This is a genomic window from Salipiger sp. ABF4_146, from assembly GCF_056161345.1.
On the sequence record NZ_JBSWYX010000033.1, the window covers coordinates 24,528 to 38,159 of the forward strand.

The 13,632-nt window shown below is 55.9% G+C and carries 15 protein-coding genes and 1 pseudogene; 9 read left to right on the plus strand and 7 right to left on the minus strand.

The genetic code is table 11. The annotated features are described in order from the left end of the window. Nucleotides 1–19: 19 nt before the first annotated feature. From ACXAJT_RS25830 to ACXAJT_RS25850, 5 genes are all read right to left on the minus strand, one after another. Entirely contained in the window at nucleotides 20–409 is a 390-nt protein-coding gene (locus ACXAJT_RS25830; protein WP_475241344.1) for a hypothetical protein, read from the minus strand. Continuing rightward, on the minus strand, nucleotides 399–1,712 hold the full coding sequence (locus tag ACXAJT_RS25835; RefSeq protein ID WP_475241348.1) for a type IV secretory system conjugative DNA transfer family protein: 1,314 nt from the start codon (nucleotides 1,710–1,712) through the stop codon (nucleotides 399–401). Before ACXAJT_RS25835 ends, ACXAJT_RS25830 begins: the two co-directional genes overlap by 11 nt. 118 nt (nucleotides 1,713–1,830) lie before the next feature. After that, entirely contained in the window at nucleotides 1,831–2,265 is a 435-nt protein-coding gene (locus tag ACXAJT_RS25840; RefSeq protein ID WP_475241352.1) for a hypothetical protein, read from the minus strand. 14 nt (nucleotides 2,266–2,279) lie between these two features. After that, a complete protein-coding gene (locus tag ACXAJT_RS25845; protein WP_475241354.1) occupies nucleotides 2,280–2,597 on the minus strand; it encodes a hypothetical protein in 318 nt (105 codons plus the stop codon). 68 nt (nucleotides 2,598–2,665) lie between these two features. After that, a complete protein-coding gene (locus tag ACXAJT_RS25850) occupies nucleotides 2,666–2,929 on the minus strand; it encodes a hypothetical protein (protein ID WP_475241357.1) in 264 nt (87 codons plus the stop codon). On the opposite strand from ACXAJT_RS25850, the gene ACXAJT_RS25855 reads away from it, so the two are divergent. Continuing rightward, complete coding sequence (locus tag ACXAJT_RS25855) at nucleotides 2,928–3,383, plus strand: hypothetical protein (RefSeq protein WP_475241359.1); 456 nt, start codon at nucleotides 2,928–2,930, stop codon at nucleotides 3,381–3,383. The two genes, ACXAJT_RS25850 and ACXAJT_RS25855, sit on opposite strands and share 2 nt — an antisense overlap. Nucleotides 3,384–4,423: 1,040 nt before the next feature. On the opposite strand, the gene ACXAJT_RS25860 is transcribed toward ACXAJT_RS25855, so the two are convergent. Then, nucleotides 4,424–5,041, minus strand: coding sequence for a hypothetical protein (locus ACXAJT_RS25860; protein ID WP_475241362.1), 618 nt, complete (start codon nucleotides 5,039–5,041; stop codon nucleotides 4,424–4,426). Nucleotides 5,042–5,182: 141 nt separating this feature from the next. Here ACXAJT_RS25860 and ACXAJT_RS25865 point away from each other — a divergent pair, with 141 nt between their 5' ends. Beyond that, nucleotides 5,183–6,556, plus strand: coding sequence for a hypothetical protein (locus ACXAJT_RS25865; protein WP_475241364.1), 1,374 nt, complete (start codon nucleotides 5,183–5,185; stop codon nucleotides 6,554–6,556). 414 nt (nucleotides 6,557–6,970) lie between these two features. Here ACXAJT_RS25865 and ACXAJT_RS25870 read toward each other — a convergent pair. Next, nucleotides 6,971–7,745, minus strand: a protein-coding gene (locus ACXAJT_RS25870) for an IS5 family transposase (RefSeq protein ID WP_475241368.1) whose coding sequence is annotated in 2 segments (ribosomal slippage) — nucleotides 6,971–7,543 and nucleotides 7,545–7,745 — 774 coding nt in all. Because the reading frame shifts where the segments join, the coding sequence is not laid out codon by codon here. A 350-nt stretch (nucleotides 7,746–8,095) separates the two neighbouring features. Here ACXAJT_RS25870 and ACXAJT_RS25875 point away from each other — a divergent pair. The 7 genes and pseudogenes from ACXAJT_RS25875 (at nucleotide 8,096) to ACXAJT_RS25905 (ending at nucleotide 12,569) form a co-directional block, all read left to right on the plus strand. Beyond that, nucleotides 8,096–8,461, plus strand: a complete 366-nt coding sequence (locus ACXAJT_RS25875; RefSeq protein WP_475241370.1) for a hypothetical protein — start codon at nucleotides 8,096–8,098, stop codon at nucleotides 8,459–8,461. A 289-nt stretch (nucleotides 8,462–8,750) separates the two neighbouring features. Then, a pseudogene (locus tag ACXAJT_RS25880) lies at nucleotides 8,751–9,763 on the plus strand (IS5 family transposase). A gap of 285 nt (nucleotides 9,764–10,048) precedes the next feature. Continuing rightward, nucleotides 10,049–10,321: a hypothetical protein gene (locus ACXAJT_RS25885; RefSeq protein ID WP_475241372.1), complete on the plus strand. Its 273-nt coding sequence runs from the start codon at nucleotides 10,049–10,051 to the stop codon at nucleotides 10,319–10,321. Further along, entirely contained in the window at nucleotides 10,318–10,629 is a 312-nt protein-coding gene (locus ACXAJT_RS25890) for a type II toxin-antitoxin system RelE/ParE family toxin (RefSeq protein WP_475241375.1), read from the plus strand. The genes ACXAJT_RS25885 and ACXAJT_RS25890 overlap by 4 nt, the downstream gene beginning before the upstream one ends. A 7-nt stretch (nucleotides 10,630–10,636) precedes the next feature. After that, nucleotides 10,637–11,218 carry a recombinase family protein gene (locus ACXAJT_RS25895; protein WP_475241379.1) on the plus strand — a complete coding sequence of 194 codons (582 nt, stop codon included), beginning with the start codon at nucleotides 10,637–10,639 and terminating at the stop codon, nucleotides 11,216–11,218. Between the two features lie 377 nt (nucleotides 11,219–11,595). Further along, on the plus strand, nucleotides 11,596–12,264 hold the full coding sequence (locus ACXAJT_RS25900; protein WP_475241383.1) for a ParA family protein: 669 nt from the start codon (nucleotides 11,596–11,598) through the stop codon (nucleotides 12,262–12,264). Next, nucleotides 12,261–12,569 (plus strand): chromosome partitioning protein ParB, encoded by a 309-nt coding sequence (locus ACXAJT_RS25905; protein ID WP_475241385.1) that lies wholly within the window; start codon nucleotides 12,261–12,263, stop codon nucleotides 12,567–12,569. The genes ACXAJT_RS25900 and ACXAJT_RS25905 overlap by 4 nt, the downstream gene beginning before the upstream one ends. Nucleotides 12,570–13,632: the final 1,063 nt, after the last annotated feature.

The window sequence follows — 13,632 nt, forward strand, 5'->3', positions numbered from 1 at the left end:
CTTATCTTGGCGCTTGGTATCAGCCTGACAGGGCGCGTTCGGCAAAGGCAATGATCTCCGGATCCAGCGGAGGATGTTCCCGCACTTCGGTTGCCGCGATCAGGCGTGCCGCCGCCTGCCGGATTTCCATCGTCCGGTCATGATCAGGCACCCCAAAATCATCACCGTCCGGTTTCGCGCTATATGGTTCCTCAAGCGAGGGTTCTGGCTCCTCGAGCTCCCAGAGTTGCCGGATTTCCCGCGCTTCCCGCCTCAGCTGCATCGCGATGCTCTCAGGCTCGTCTACTTCAAAAGGAAACATGCCACCTTCGAGGCCGATGTCATCTGTGCTTAGATCGTCCTCCTCTTCGGAGAACCAGATTTCATCATCCAGGCTTCTTTCGTTGCTTGTTTGGCCCTTATCGGTCATGGCTGAAACCTTTATCGAGATGGAAGGGGTTGGGATCTGCAAGCCGCGCGAACTCAGGATCCGTTCGGTAATCGAGGCGCTCGCAGAGCATGGGCAAGCGCCCCGACAGGGCGAGCGCTTGCATGCCATGAGGCATACCGATGAGCTGCTCGAACGGCACTCCTGTCAGATCCGAGGCCGCACCAGCCGCAGCAGCGTTTGAGAGACCGAAGACGCTGAGCGCGCTGGCATTGTCGACAAATTCCCGGTGGCGTGACCCCCAGATGCCTTCGAGTTGACCGATCGACTGCCAGAAGGTCCATGTCCGTAGGCCGTAACCACGCAGCAGGGAGGCCGCGGTCAGCAGATCCTCGAGCCGGCCGATTTGCGCAGCCTCATCAACCATCAGGAGGTCGGGGATCGAGGGGCGCCGCTCCCTGCTCGCAAGTATCGAGATCAGCGAACCCAACCAGATACGCAAGAGACCTGCCTGTCCCGACAACAAATGCGGAGGGACTCGGAGATAGATGGTCATCGGAGTTCCCGCGCGGAGCGCCGCCGCGGGGATTTCGGCCCCGTGAAGGCTGCGCAGCCCGCGGGGCGAGGCAAGAAAGGCCAAGGGCTCTTGTACGCAGGTGAGCATCGAGGCGCGTGTCCGGTCAGGTGCCGCCTCGTAGAGGCTTGCAGTCTCCCGGATTACGCCACCGTAGTGGTTGCAGCGTTTCATCACCGCCAGGAACTCGGACAGCCTGCTTTCCCCACCACACCAGATCCTGGCGAGCGTCCCGAGGTGCCGGAACTCGGCTGAGAGATACGTGGCCACGAACAGGCAGGTGCCCATGATGAGCCGCCGCGCGAGGTTCTCCCAAAACGGGTCGTGCGTTCTGGTTGGGGGAACCAGCCTTGCGGCCAGAGCCGCGCACTGGTCCGGTGCCTCAGGCGAGTAGGCCCGGACCAGCGAGAGTGGATTGAGCGCCGAAGTATCATGTCTCCCAAAGGGATCCAGATGAAAGACCATCTGGCCCATCTGGCGGCGGCGGCGTTCTGTCACCGCGGATATCTCGCCCTTGGTATCATTGACGATCACGCTTCCAGGGTAGGTCAGAAGGGTCGGCAGAACCTGGGAAACCCCCTTGCCGGCCCCGGTGCCGGCGATGGTTACGAGTCCTCCGTCGCTTAGGTCATGGAGGGGTTGGGGAGCCGGGCGTGCCGTCACTTGGCGAAAGCCGATAGCGGGTGAAGGCAGGGTGGTGTCGTGGCCGAGGAAGATCCCGGGAAAGCTTTCTCGAGTAGGTTTGAGGCGGAGTTGGGGGCGTTGGGCCAATGTGCTCTCCATGCTGTCTACGAAGAAGAGACGACGCAGCCTCCGGGCGTGTGACACGAAGGCAGCGAATTTCTTGCGGCAGCGAGGATAACGACGTTGTCCTCGCTGCCGCGCCTGCTCAGCGCTCTGGTGTTCGCGGTACGCGAGCGCAAAGCAGGACGAACTGGAGCTGACAAAGCTCGGATCGGCTGAGCTGCCTTGCACGTCCCCAGTCGCTCAGTAATCCAAGCATTGCGCTTAGCCCTGGCTCGAGGGTCTGTGACCTTCCGATACCGACCTCAAATTCCGTGACCTCGGATAGGAGGCGTATCTGTTCAGAGGCTGGATCAAGCGCTACCCAAACCCGGCCCTGCAGTTCCCAGAGCCGCTGGTCTCGCGCCTCGGTTCGCCCCAGGGCCTCACCGACGACACCAAGCTCATCATGCAGCGCGTCGATGAAGGCGCGATCCTCAGTACGCTCCAGCTGATCGCGGCACATGAAATACATCGCGAAGCGACGCTGAAAGCTGCCCAGCTTTAGGCCAGCTGCTGTGTCCTTACCATCGTGACGCATTCGCACCCCCTTGCTCAGTCGGTTTCGCCAACCGCACGGGAAATGAAGCGAAGGTCGCCCTGGCTCAGGTCGTCGTTGCCCTCGAGCAGGCGTTTCGCGCGGTCCCGCACCTCGGTGCTTCGGGAACTGTCGTCCACTATCAGCATCAGCGTCTCGCGATCATGGACGGTCATCGCTCGGGCAGGACCGCCGCCATTCGGTGCCTTGGATGCATAGGCATCCATCCTGGCAAGGGCGGCCTCGATGTTTGCCGCTGCACGCTCACGCCCGGGCGTCGATGCCTTGGAACGGATGTCGGCGAGGGTTGCGAGCATGTTGGCACGGTTAGACATGATGAAGTCCTTTCTCGGTAGGTAGTGCTGGGGGTGTCGGCCCCGGGACAAGCCCGGAGCAGATGATCTCATTCGGTGTAGGAAGTCGTCCCACCCTGCATGGCCGTGCAAACCAGGGCGCAGACCACACTTGCAGGCCAGACGACAAGCGCGCCGAGGCCACCGGTAATCGGGACAATGATGACGGCGAGTACGATCATCACGAGCCCGCAGGCCACCGACGCGTAGAGAAGGCCTAAGGGGCCGAAGAAGACGGCCAGAAGGAAGGCCGCAAGCATGCTCTTGGGCGGCGTTGCGATGATGGTGGTGGTCTTCGAGGGGGAGTCGGTCATGCGTGGTTCCTTTCGGGAAAAGAGCCTCTGTCCGGACCCAGCTCATGGTGCAGGGCAGAAGCGGAGAAATTTCGATGAAGGGGCAGGCTTGAGCGGATCAGCTCGTCGCCAGCAGGATCAGGTGCTGCATATCCGCCAGTTGATGACAGCCCAGCTTCACAGCCCCGGCCATTTCGACGAGGCTGCGAAGTCGGGCCTGCTTGCCGGATTCCAACCTGGCCGCGCTAAGCGTGTCGTTTGCGTCAACGAGAAGGCGCGTCTGCAATTTGGAAAGATCGGTGCCACCTTTCAGGCGGCACTCAATCTCGGCCAGCCAGGTGCCGTCGCGATCACTCGGCACGAAGGCCGCACCCTGTTGCTGAAGCCGCTGCTCGAGCGTCTCTACGAAGCGACGGTCCGCGAGGCGGCGGCGAAATTGATCTATCTGGCGCTGAATGCTATCTCTCAGGAGTAGCAGCGATCAGCCCGCGAATGGATCGCCCTGAAAAGCCAACTCGCCATCATGCTCGAGGATCGGTTCCCCATGGCGTAATCAACGCGCCGGGGCACAGAATTCCGGATAGTCTCTGGGCAATCGAGGGGCCGGGATCACAAACTCTACTCACAACCGAGGCGGGAGAACTATTCGAGCAAGTCTTACCCGCTGGGAACTGGATCGCCTCCCAAGATTCTTCGTAGAAGGTCAGCTTGAACCCCAGAGTCCACTGCCATTGCGATCCTGAGGAGACGCTGCGATCCGAAATATAATCCCTCTACATCGTGTGTAATCTTTCCCGCATCATCCAATAGCAATCGGGCATCACTGCGTAGCTGAATTTGGCTATGATCTCGGCCCGGAGTGTCGGGGTATTTTTTTGGGTCTTCAGTGTGCGCAACTAACCACAGCTCGTCTAACCTGTCAGCTTCTGCCAACAGCCGGTCACCTTCTCGAAGCAAGCGCACCTGTTCTGAAACCAACCGATTTCGCTCGCATTGGATCCGTATGGCCTCACCAACTAACCTCATGGCCTCTAGTTCGATGTTTGAACTGCCTGCGCGACTAAGTGTAGTCGCATTCAGTGAATCAAGATTTTCAAAGCAATCCAAATATTGAATCTCTTGAAAGTGACTGTGAAATGCCTCTACCCATTCATCTTGAGAAAAATTGGACTGCGCTAAGCTTGAAGTCGCTCCCAAACATGCTGCAAGCGTTGCCGTTGCAGCCGCCCTCTTAATCATCATTCCGTACCGCTTTGTCTTCGGTCGCAATGGTATCTACCGACGGCAATACCGGCGTGACGACCTCCTCTTTCCCAAGAGAAATTAGAGTTTCTTTAGGATAGTTATCGTTGTGGTCATCATGATGATGAAGGCAAGTGCACTGCAGACATTTTGGGTTGCCGTGATATTTCCTATTATGATCCGGATCAGCTTTACAGGCCAATGCAGGATACGATGAAAGCAAAATTGTCATGGCTGAAATGTATAATATCTTCATATATATCCTAATAATAATCAGACATCTCTTTGCGCACTTGCGCTGATTGCGCTGGCTAAGAATTCAAGATGATCTCCGTACATATTTTCCAATATTCCGAAAGAGTTAATCAAAACCGCGCGACGAAAGTCCTTTCGCTGGATGAAACCCGATTTAGCTAGGAGAAAGAGAATTGTACGACAACTTTCGAAGGCCATAACTTCGGTAAGAATTTTTCCAATCGACCTTTGATCCAACGTTACGTTACCGCCCGAAGATTCATGCAGAACATATTCAATCTGTTGCTTGCTGAACTTCGACTTCTCTATTCTGTCTTGAGAAAGACCGAAGCGGGTGTACCCGCGCTCACAAGTCTCCAGAAGAGCCGTCATTGCCGAATTGTGTCTTTCAAAAAATTCGGTAAGTGAATCTGGAGTGTTGATCCCTCCTTCTTCGATTAAAAAGAAGAATTCTGCGATTTGTGCTGTGCCTTCGCTACGCAAGATCTTGCGTTCTTCCCGGGTCAGCTCCGGTTCATCGTGTGTAGCACGCCAAGTCTCAGCGTATTCGACAACACTATCGAAAAATAATTCGCGAGCGCGCCGCAAAGCACCCAAGCACACTAATGTTGAACTGAAGGTTTTCTGTTGATTCATGTGTCTCCCTTGAGAGATCGTACCAAATTTTGGTGCAGCTACCAAGAAGCGAACACATGAACCATTCGTTGAAAGTTTACGTAGGGTCGCTTGCCCGGCAGGTTTGTTCCAGATCAGAAGCTTTGCTCAGGGAGTAAGCAAATGACTACGAATAAACGTACGATCGCTTCTCGCAAGACCACCACTACTGAGGTCACAGAGGCCAAGCGCCCTTCCAACCTGCCGCAAGTAGATGTAGGCACCGCTGCGCTTATGGCAGTGGCGGGCTTGGTCTCGGGCTGGATGTCCTATCACGGCGCTGCTGAAATCTTCAACGATGATTTGATGGCATTTGGTTTTACCATTGTTGTCCAGGGCGTTGTTACACTGGCTCTTTGGTACTTCGCGGTTGCCAAAGGGATCCAGCGGGTACTTCTGGCTGCTGTCTGGAGTGCCGCAGTCACGTTCTCAATCGGTACAGCCTTCGTAAAAACGGACAAAACTAACGACGGCAGTGTAGTGGCTCAAGCCGGCATTGATCTTGGCAACTACGAAGCTGCGATTAAAGCCAAAATCTTGGCTTTCTCTGCGCAGGCAGCGGAAAAGGAGCAAGAGGCAACCGCTGAAGCAGCGCGTGGCGGCTGTGGTCCTAAATGCCGTGGCCTCCAAGACGAAGCAAACGCAATGAAGAGCAAAGCGGACTTCCATGAGGCTTCCGCAGGTTCTGCGGTCGCTCAGTCTGAAGCGGCTCGTGCTGATTTGTCTGATACCGCTGATCTGACTGTCTTGCTTGCCATCTATCAGAAACTTCAAAACGGTGTTGGTGATCTTGCAGACGGTGTTGCGCCGCCGGACTTCATCAACAATACGTCGCGCAGTGCTTTTGACCGTATTGCGTCCGCATGGGACCGCCTGACGAGTAGCGAAAAGGAACTCGACGTCGCGACGCTTGGTGCGGTTTGGGTTGCTTGCCTGATGGAACTTTTGGCTGTCGCATGTTCCATGATCCGTCTGACATCGCGTCTGGAACCGTCTGACAAACCGATCAAAAAACGTGCTGAGCATATCATCACATGGTTCTACGACCTGAAGCACCTGCCGTCGCGTGTCACTGTGCTGACCAAAAAATCTGAGGATGAGTGGATGAAGGAGTACAAGCCCAAGGCGCCGGAATCTCGCTCGAAATCGGTCGGAAAAAAGAATGATGGGTCGATCAAAAGCGATCAGGAGTTCTGGATGGAAGGCCTGCAGGCTCAAGCAGTGAAGTCTGACACGCCTGTCGAAACGCTAATCCTGACTATGCTTGACGAGCAATCCACAGTGACGGTGCAGAATGAGATCACACAAAAGTCCCTCGGAAAGTATGGAACAGTACTCACGGCTCTGAAGCACACAGGTGTTGTTACAAACGCCAAGAATGGCCTTGTAGCGGGTGAAAAATGGGCTGACTGGACTAGCTTCCTTTTCGAAGAAAACCGTCGCCAGCGTCAGAAAAAGACTCCGTCTGTCTCGTCCCGCTTGCGCCAAGTTGCATAACAAAAATCGGTTGGTCCGTCGTTATAATGCACGGGCTAACCACCTAAATTTAAGACTTTAAACTACTATAAGCCACTCAGATCGAGACGTTAAACTTGGAGAAAAAAATGATCAAGTTTGCACTCTCTACCTCCATCTTCTCATCTGCGGCTCTCACGTGGCGTATGATTGATCCAATCGGGTCTTACGCGACGCTCTTTCGCTTTTCGGAGAAGATGACTAACCTTTTACCAGGGGGCCCGGTTATCGCCAGAACGCTTGGCTTGCTCATTACAGATCATCTTGTGGGTTTCTTGATTGGGATAGGACTTCTGTCTGTTATGTATCTTGTATTTATATTCATCAGCCGCTTAATACGTGCTGCTTTACGACGCAAGGTTGACACTTTCCCCTAGGTTCCAGACTCATTGATTTTCAGAGCCAGAAGATGACGGTTGCGGCTAGGGCAATGGCTGAGAGGAAGACCTTCGGACATCGGTCGTAGCGGATCGCAACCCTCCTCCAGTCCTTGAGCCTGCCGAAAATGATCTCGATCCGGTTGCGACGTTTGTATCTGCGCTTGTCGTACCGGACGGGCGTCTTCCGTTTCTTCCGGCCCGGGGTGCAAGGGTGTATCTTCTGGTCCTGCAAGGCTTCTCTGAACCAATCGTCATCATAGCCCCGATCTCCGAGCAGCCACTTCACCTTGGGCAACCCGCTGACCAGGGCACGCGCCCCGATGTAATCGCTGACGGGTCCAGCAATCAGGAACAGGTCGATGGGCCGGCCCTGGCTGTCGCAGATGGTGTGCAGCTTCGTATTCATGCCGCCTTTGGTTCGGCCAATCAGACCCCCACGCCCCTTTTTTTTGACGCCCAGACTGGACGCCGTACGATGGGCCTTCAAATGAGTTACGTCGATCATCACGGTCGTCTCCCCACCGTGCTCGACCTGACCGCCAACCCCGCCCGTGTCCTCTCTCAAACCGCTCGCATTTGGCCACTCACCTCCAACGCTTCCAGCGGTAGCAGCGCGTCTTGTGCGGAGCGTATTTCCTTGGCGCATCTCCCCACCGCAAGCCATTGCGCTTGATAAAGATAATGCCGCTCAGAACACGACGGTCATCAACCCTGGGCTTGCCGTGCGACTTGGGGAAGTAAGGCTCCAGACGTGCCATCTGCGGATCGCTCAACCAGTAGAGATCTGACATCTTCACCGCTCGCTTTCGAACGGTGAATCACGCGCCCCGAGCAAATCAATGGGCCTGACCCCTAAATGGTAATCCGTTACCATGAGATTCCTGATTTAAATTTTTCTATCGCCCATCTGATGGGCGATACTGATCCACTAGCTATATCCAGTAAGGAATTCAAATAAAACTTCTTGCCCTGCGGCATTATCGAATAGTACGGTAGTCCTGTCGATCATTTATCCGCATGGCTACACTATGAAGCGTCAGAACCACTTAGCAGGCGTCACGTCAGCTCTCACAATTTCAAATATCAAGTAATTTTCTGTAATTACGAAAGTCCGATAAACAACTATCATTGGAGAAATTTAATGGCCGACGATGAAAACACCCTTGACGCACTTCGCAAGCACAATGAGCAATTGTCTCTATTGCTTTCCTCGGATGGACAGATGCAGCTGGATCGCCTCGTGCTTCTCGAAATTGCGCTACATGCTTACACTGACGGCAGGATTTCGGAATATGAAGAGATACCCAAAGATAATTTGCTCGACCGACTTCAAACGGAGATACACAACATCGGACCAGGAGACGCTGATCGACTCTCTAATGACATTTTAAATTTTATGAAGGTACCTGATTCAGTGAAGAATGTCGGAAAGAAGGTAGGGTCGGTAGCAAACTCTTACGTCAAGAAAAAAGCTGGAAGCGTATTAGGTGGAGATGATTCCGAATAACGTTGACGGCATGAAAATAAAGATACCAAAATCTGCACTGAACTCAAGCAAACCAAAATAAGCTAAATTGATCTATTTCTCGCTTAACCGCTTGCGTGCAAGCGCGGCGCGTCACGAAATAAATAACTTAATATCATTAATATTAAATGTTATCTCAAAATGAAAAATCCATTGCGCTCAACATCTCACTACAGCGGGTAGAAATCTTCGAAATAGTTTGAACGTATTACTTATGGGATGGACTTTGTTTCGCAAAGTCAGGGTGAGCGATTCATCTCGTGAATCCAGTATGGTAGCTGGGCTCCATGAGCAAACCTACCCCCCAACCTACAAGAACAGGAACTGGCCAGCCTACAATGAAGCGCTCAAGCGCCGTGGCTCTCTGACGATTTGGTTTGACCCCGAGATGATTTGGGATGCCACGCCGACTGGCAGGCATGGCCGACAACAGACCTACAGCGATACCGCCATTCAAACATGCCTGACGATGAAGATCCTCTTCGGCATGGCGCTCCGGCAGACGACCGGATTAGTTGAAAGCCTCCTGCGCTTGGTCGGCCTCGACTGGGCGGTGCCGGATTTCAGCACCTTGAGCCGGCGCCAGAAAGCTTTGGCCGTGACCATTTCCTACCGCGGCTCGAAGGGTCCGCTGAACCTGCTGATCGACAGCACCGGCATCAAGGCCGAAGTCGAAGGCGAGTGACACGCCCGTAAACACGGTGGCGCGAAACGCCGCCTATTGCGCAAGGTCTACATCCCTTGCCCGGCAGGGTCATGCGCAGCATGATCCCGAGAGGGGCGTCGACGAACAGACGCTGGAGATCCGAGCCCTCGAGATCACCGGGAGCAACGTCGGTGACGCGTCCATGATACCTGAACGGCTCAGCCAGATCCCGCCTGATGTGGAAATCGGCTCGGTCACCGCAGACGGAGCCTACGATACACGTAAGTGCTGTGGCGCCGTCGCCGACCGCGGCGCCCATGCTGTAATACCGCCGCGCAAGAACGCCAGGCCCTGGAAGCCATCGACCGCGGGCTCCATCGCCCGGAACGGGGCCCTGCGCGCGTCGAAATACCTCGACCGCGCCATCTGGCGAAAATGGACCGGCTACCACCGCCGAAGCCGAGACGAGACGAGACGAGACGAGACGAGACGAGACGAAGATGCATTGCGTGAAGCTGCTAGGACAGAGCCTCATGGCACGCAATTTCGATCGCTAAATTGCAGAACTTCAGATCCGGGCCGCCATCATGAACGGCTACACCGCGCTCGGCATACCCGTCACAGAGCCCGTAGGATAAGTGCATCTGGGGAAAGGGGAAGTCCGGGCGTCACGCCCTTTGCGCAACAGAGCCGTTCGCGTCCAGGAATTTGCCCCAACGGAATCAAAAACGGTCGTTTTTGAGAGGCGAGTCCCCTACCCTGTCGAGCAGCCACAAAATTTCTCCCAGCGCACCTCAAAACCCATTCTCAGAATTAAAAGTATCAAAACATAGAATACATTTGAGTTTTGAGAGAATGCTGTGTGTCGATGTTGTAATGTTGCTTTGTTGTGCTACCTTGGCGCTTCAGCAAAGGAGCTCGTCATGCCCCGTCTCTCGATCGATATCTCCGAACAGCAGCATCAGCATCTCAAGGTCATCGCGGCGCTCAACGGTCAGACCATCAAGGACTTCGTGCTCAGTCGTGCCCTCGGCGAGGGCGTGGCGCAGGAAGATATGAGTGAGGAAGCCGCCCTGAAAGCGTTGCAGCGCTTCCTCACCGATCGCCTGGAGCAGGTGAAGAACGGCCAGATCGTTGAGCGCTCCGCTGCGGATATCAAGGCCCGGGCACGTGAGTTGCGTGACAAGGGCACATGAGCCTTCACTATCGCTTCACTCTCGCAGCCGAAGAAGACTTGCTCACCATCTGGCTCTACACCGACAAGTGCTGGGGGGAGGCGCAGGCCGATAGCTACCAGGATACCCTGCATGGAACTTGCCAGAAACTTGCGGATGGGTTGGCGACCGGTCGTCTGTTCGACCCGCAAACGGGCGTGCGCTTTCATCACTGCGAACACCATTACCTGTATTTCGTCGAGGAGCCAGGTGGCATTATCGTCATCGCGATCCTGCACGAACGCATGGATCTCCCGGCACGCCTGGTCGATCGACTGAAACGTATGTGAGGTGCCCATGCTCATCGGCTATGCCCGTGTTTCCACCCAAGACCAGAAAACCGAGCTTCAGATCGATGCGTTGCGCGAGGCTGGATGCGAGAGGATCTTCACCGAGAAGGCGTCTGGTGCGCGAGCTGATCGACCCGAGCTGCAGGCCGCGATCGACTACATGCGTAAAGGCGATACTCTAGTTGTCTGGAAGCTCGACCGCCTGGCACGCTCTCTCAAACAGCTGATCCAGACGGTCGAGCAATTAGAGGAACGTGGCATCGGCTTTCGCACGATCGACGGTGCCCAAGTCGATACCACGACCAGCGGTGGCAAACTCGTCTTCCATATCTTTGCAGCTCTTGCCGAGTTCGAACGCGAGATCATCCGCGAGCGCACGAAGGCGGGCCTCAAGGCAGCGATTGCACGCGGCCGTAAAGGCGGGAGGCCCCCTGCCCTCTCCAATGCCGATCGCGCCGCGGCCATTGCTCTGCTGCGCGACCCGACGATCCCGGTCAAGGAAGTGGCCCGTCGCGTTGGTTGTTCCGAGGCCACGCTTTACCGCCATTTCCCTGGAGGACGCACCGGCCTCGAGGAACAGGCGGGATAGCTTTCTAGAGACGCATCGCGAATGCGCGATCCACGGCTCCCTCAATCGCCACCCTGCAGTGTTTACGGACACCACCTTAATTTTGAGACGCCCCTGCCTCGGTGGCTCCCAACGCCCGCACGAACCAGTGGTATCATGTGAAGTGCGAGAGCTGCGTGGCAAAGCCCCCGCCCCGGCGTGACTGGGGTTTCTGGCTCTAGGCACACAGGCCCCGCTTCATGCTAGCGGGTGCCGCTTCATAAAATTACCAGATAATGTGTATTACCGGATAACGGAAAATACCGGATATTATTAGAAACCAGGTAAGCAAGATTATTGGGTTTTTTGAAAAATCTGGTACGTTTGGAGCGAGGCAGCAAACAAACGAGCAGAACATCATGCCAGTCATCGTCATCGCGTCGCCGAAGGGCGGCGCCGGAAAATCTACAGCGGCAGTCTTGTTGGGAACCGAGCTTGCCCGAGCAGGTGCGCATGTCACCTTTCTTGATTGTGACCCCAACGGATCACTGACCCTGTGGTCGGAACGATCCGCAGTTCCCGACCGTGTCACCGTCCTCTCGGATGTGACCGAAGCCAGCATCATCAAGACTATCCGTGCGCATGATGAAGATGGCAGTGTCGTCATCGTCGACTTGGAGGGCGTGGCGTCACGACTTGTCTCCCGTGCCATCTCGCAAGCCGATCTGGTCATCACCCCAATGCGAGCTACCACCTTGGATGCCACCATCGGGGTCCGTGCACTGTCTTTGATCGCCGAAGAAGAGGAAGCGCTTGGGCGCGACATTCCGCATGCCGTCGTCTTCACCATGACCCGTGCGATCCGCTCCAAACAGCACAAAGGGATTGAGGAAAGCCTGAAAGGGCAGGGCGTCGATGTCATCGAGCCGTCACTGATGGAACGTGCAGCCTTTAGCGCGCTGTTCGAGTTCGGTGGTGACCTGCATTCGATGCCTGCGCAGGGACGTATGGATGGTGCACGTGAGAATGCCAGCGCCTTCGCGCAATCCGTCTACACGCGCCTGACGGCGCAGGAGGTCGCGGCATGAGTGGCAAGCAAGCATTCTCGATCGATGTTGGAGGCCTGAAGAGCCGCGCCAAAGATCAAACACCTCAGGCCGTTGAAAAGGCGGATAGGGCAGGGGAGGCCCATGGGTTTGTGGATCGCAGCCCCAAGAAGAAGCGGGGCCGTCCGCCTAGCCCACGCACCGGACAGGTTCATGCCAAGGTGTTGCCCCACGTCTCCGAGGAAATCTCCGCAGAGGCGAAGCGGCGCGGGGTGCAGCAGGGCGTACTGATCGAGGAAGCGTGGGCGTTTTACTGTGCTGAACACAAGATCGACACGGGTTTTTAAATTACCTGGTATTTTTGATTACCGGGTAATTTAAAATGAAAACATGCTTTTGCCTCTGACGGTTGCGAGCAACATCGATAGCCGAGGCTGGGTACACCTCGGAGGGTGCGGAAGACGCAAGAGCAAATGCACAGCGCAATGGAGCTTCAATGAGGCCGGGGCAAGATCCGCCTCGGAGGGTGGGGGCATCGCCGTGCTCGAAGAGGCGGGCTACTACATGGTGCTTCAATGAGGCTAAGGCAAGATCCGCCTCGGAGGGGAGATGGTGGACGTGGTTCTCAACGGGGACATTCAGCACCTTCAATGAGGCCGAGGCAAGATACGCCTCGGAGGCCGACCGGGTTCACCGTGCTCAACTATTCACTCGCGGAGCTTCAATGAGGCCGAGGCAAGATACGCCTCGGAGGCCGAGCCCGAGGCCGGCACGCGGATGAAAGAGGCCATGATGCTTCAATGAGGTCGAGGCGGAATACGCCTCGAAGGGCGCGGCGGTAGACATTTCCGCAATGGTCGTCTTCCCAGCTTCAATGAGGCCGAGGCAGGATACGCCTCGGAGGCTGACGGGCTTCTTCCAGAAGCGTCCTGTGGAATACGCGCTTCAATGAGGTCGAGGCGGGAACCGCCTCGAAGGGAGCCATGACCGACAAGAATTAGGCCACGATCACCCGCACGCTTCAATGAGGCCGAGGCGCGATGCGCCTCGGAGGGTCTGGAAGTGACCGCACCGCCGCTTAACGCGGAATTGCTTCAATGAGGCCGAGGCGGGATACGCCTCGGAGGAACATCGGCGTATGCCCTGTAAGCTGCGAGTACGTCGCTTCAATGAGGCCGAGGCGGAGTACGACTCGGAGAGCGTAGACCTCGCAGCCAAAGGCCATCTGCATGTCGTAGCCGCTTCAATTAGGCCGAGGCGGGATGCGCCTCGGAGGCAGGGAAGGGCGACCATATTCTCTCCCTCCGTGGAGAGGTCGCTTCAATGAGGTCGAGGCGGAATACGCCTCGAAGGGCGCGGCGGTAGACATTTCCGCAATGGTCGTCTTCCCAGCTTCAATGAGGCCGAGGC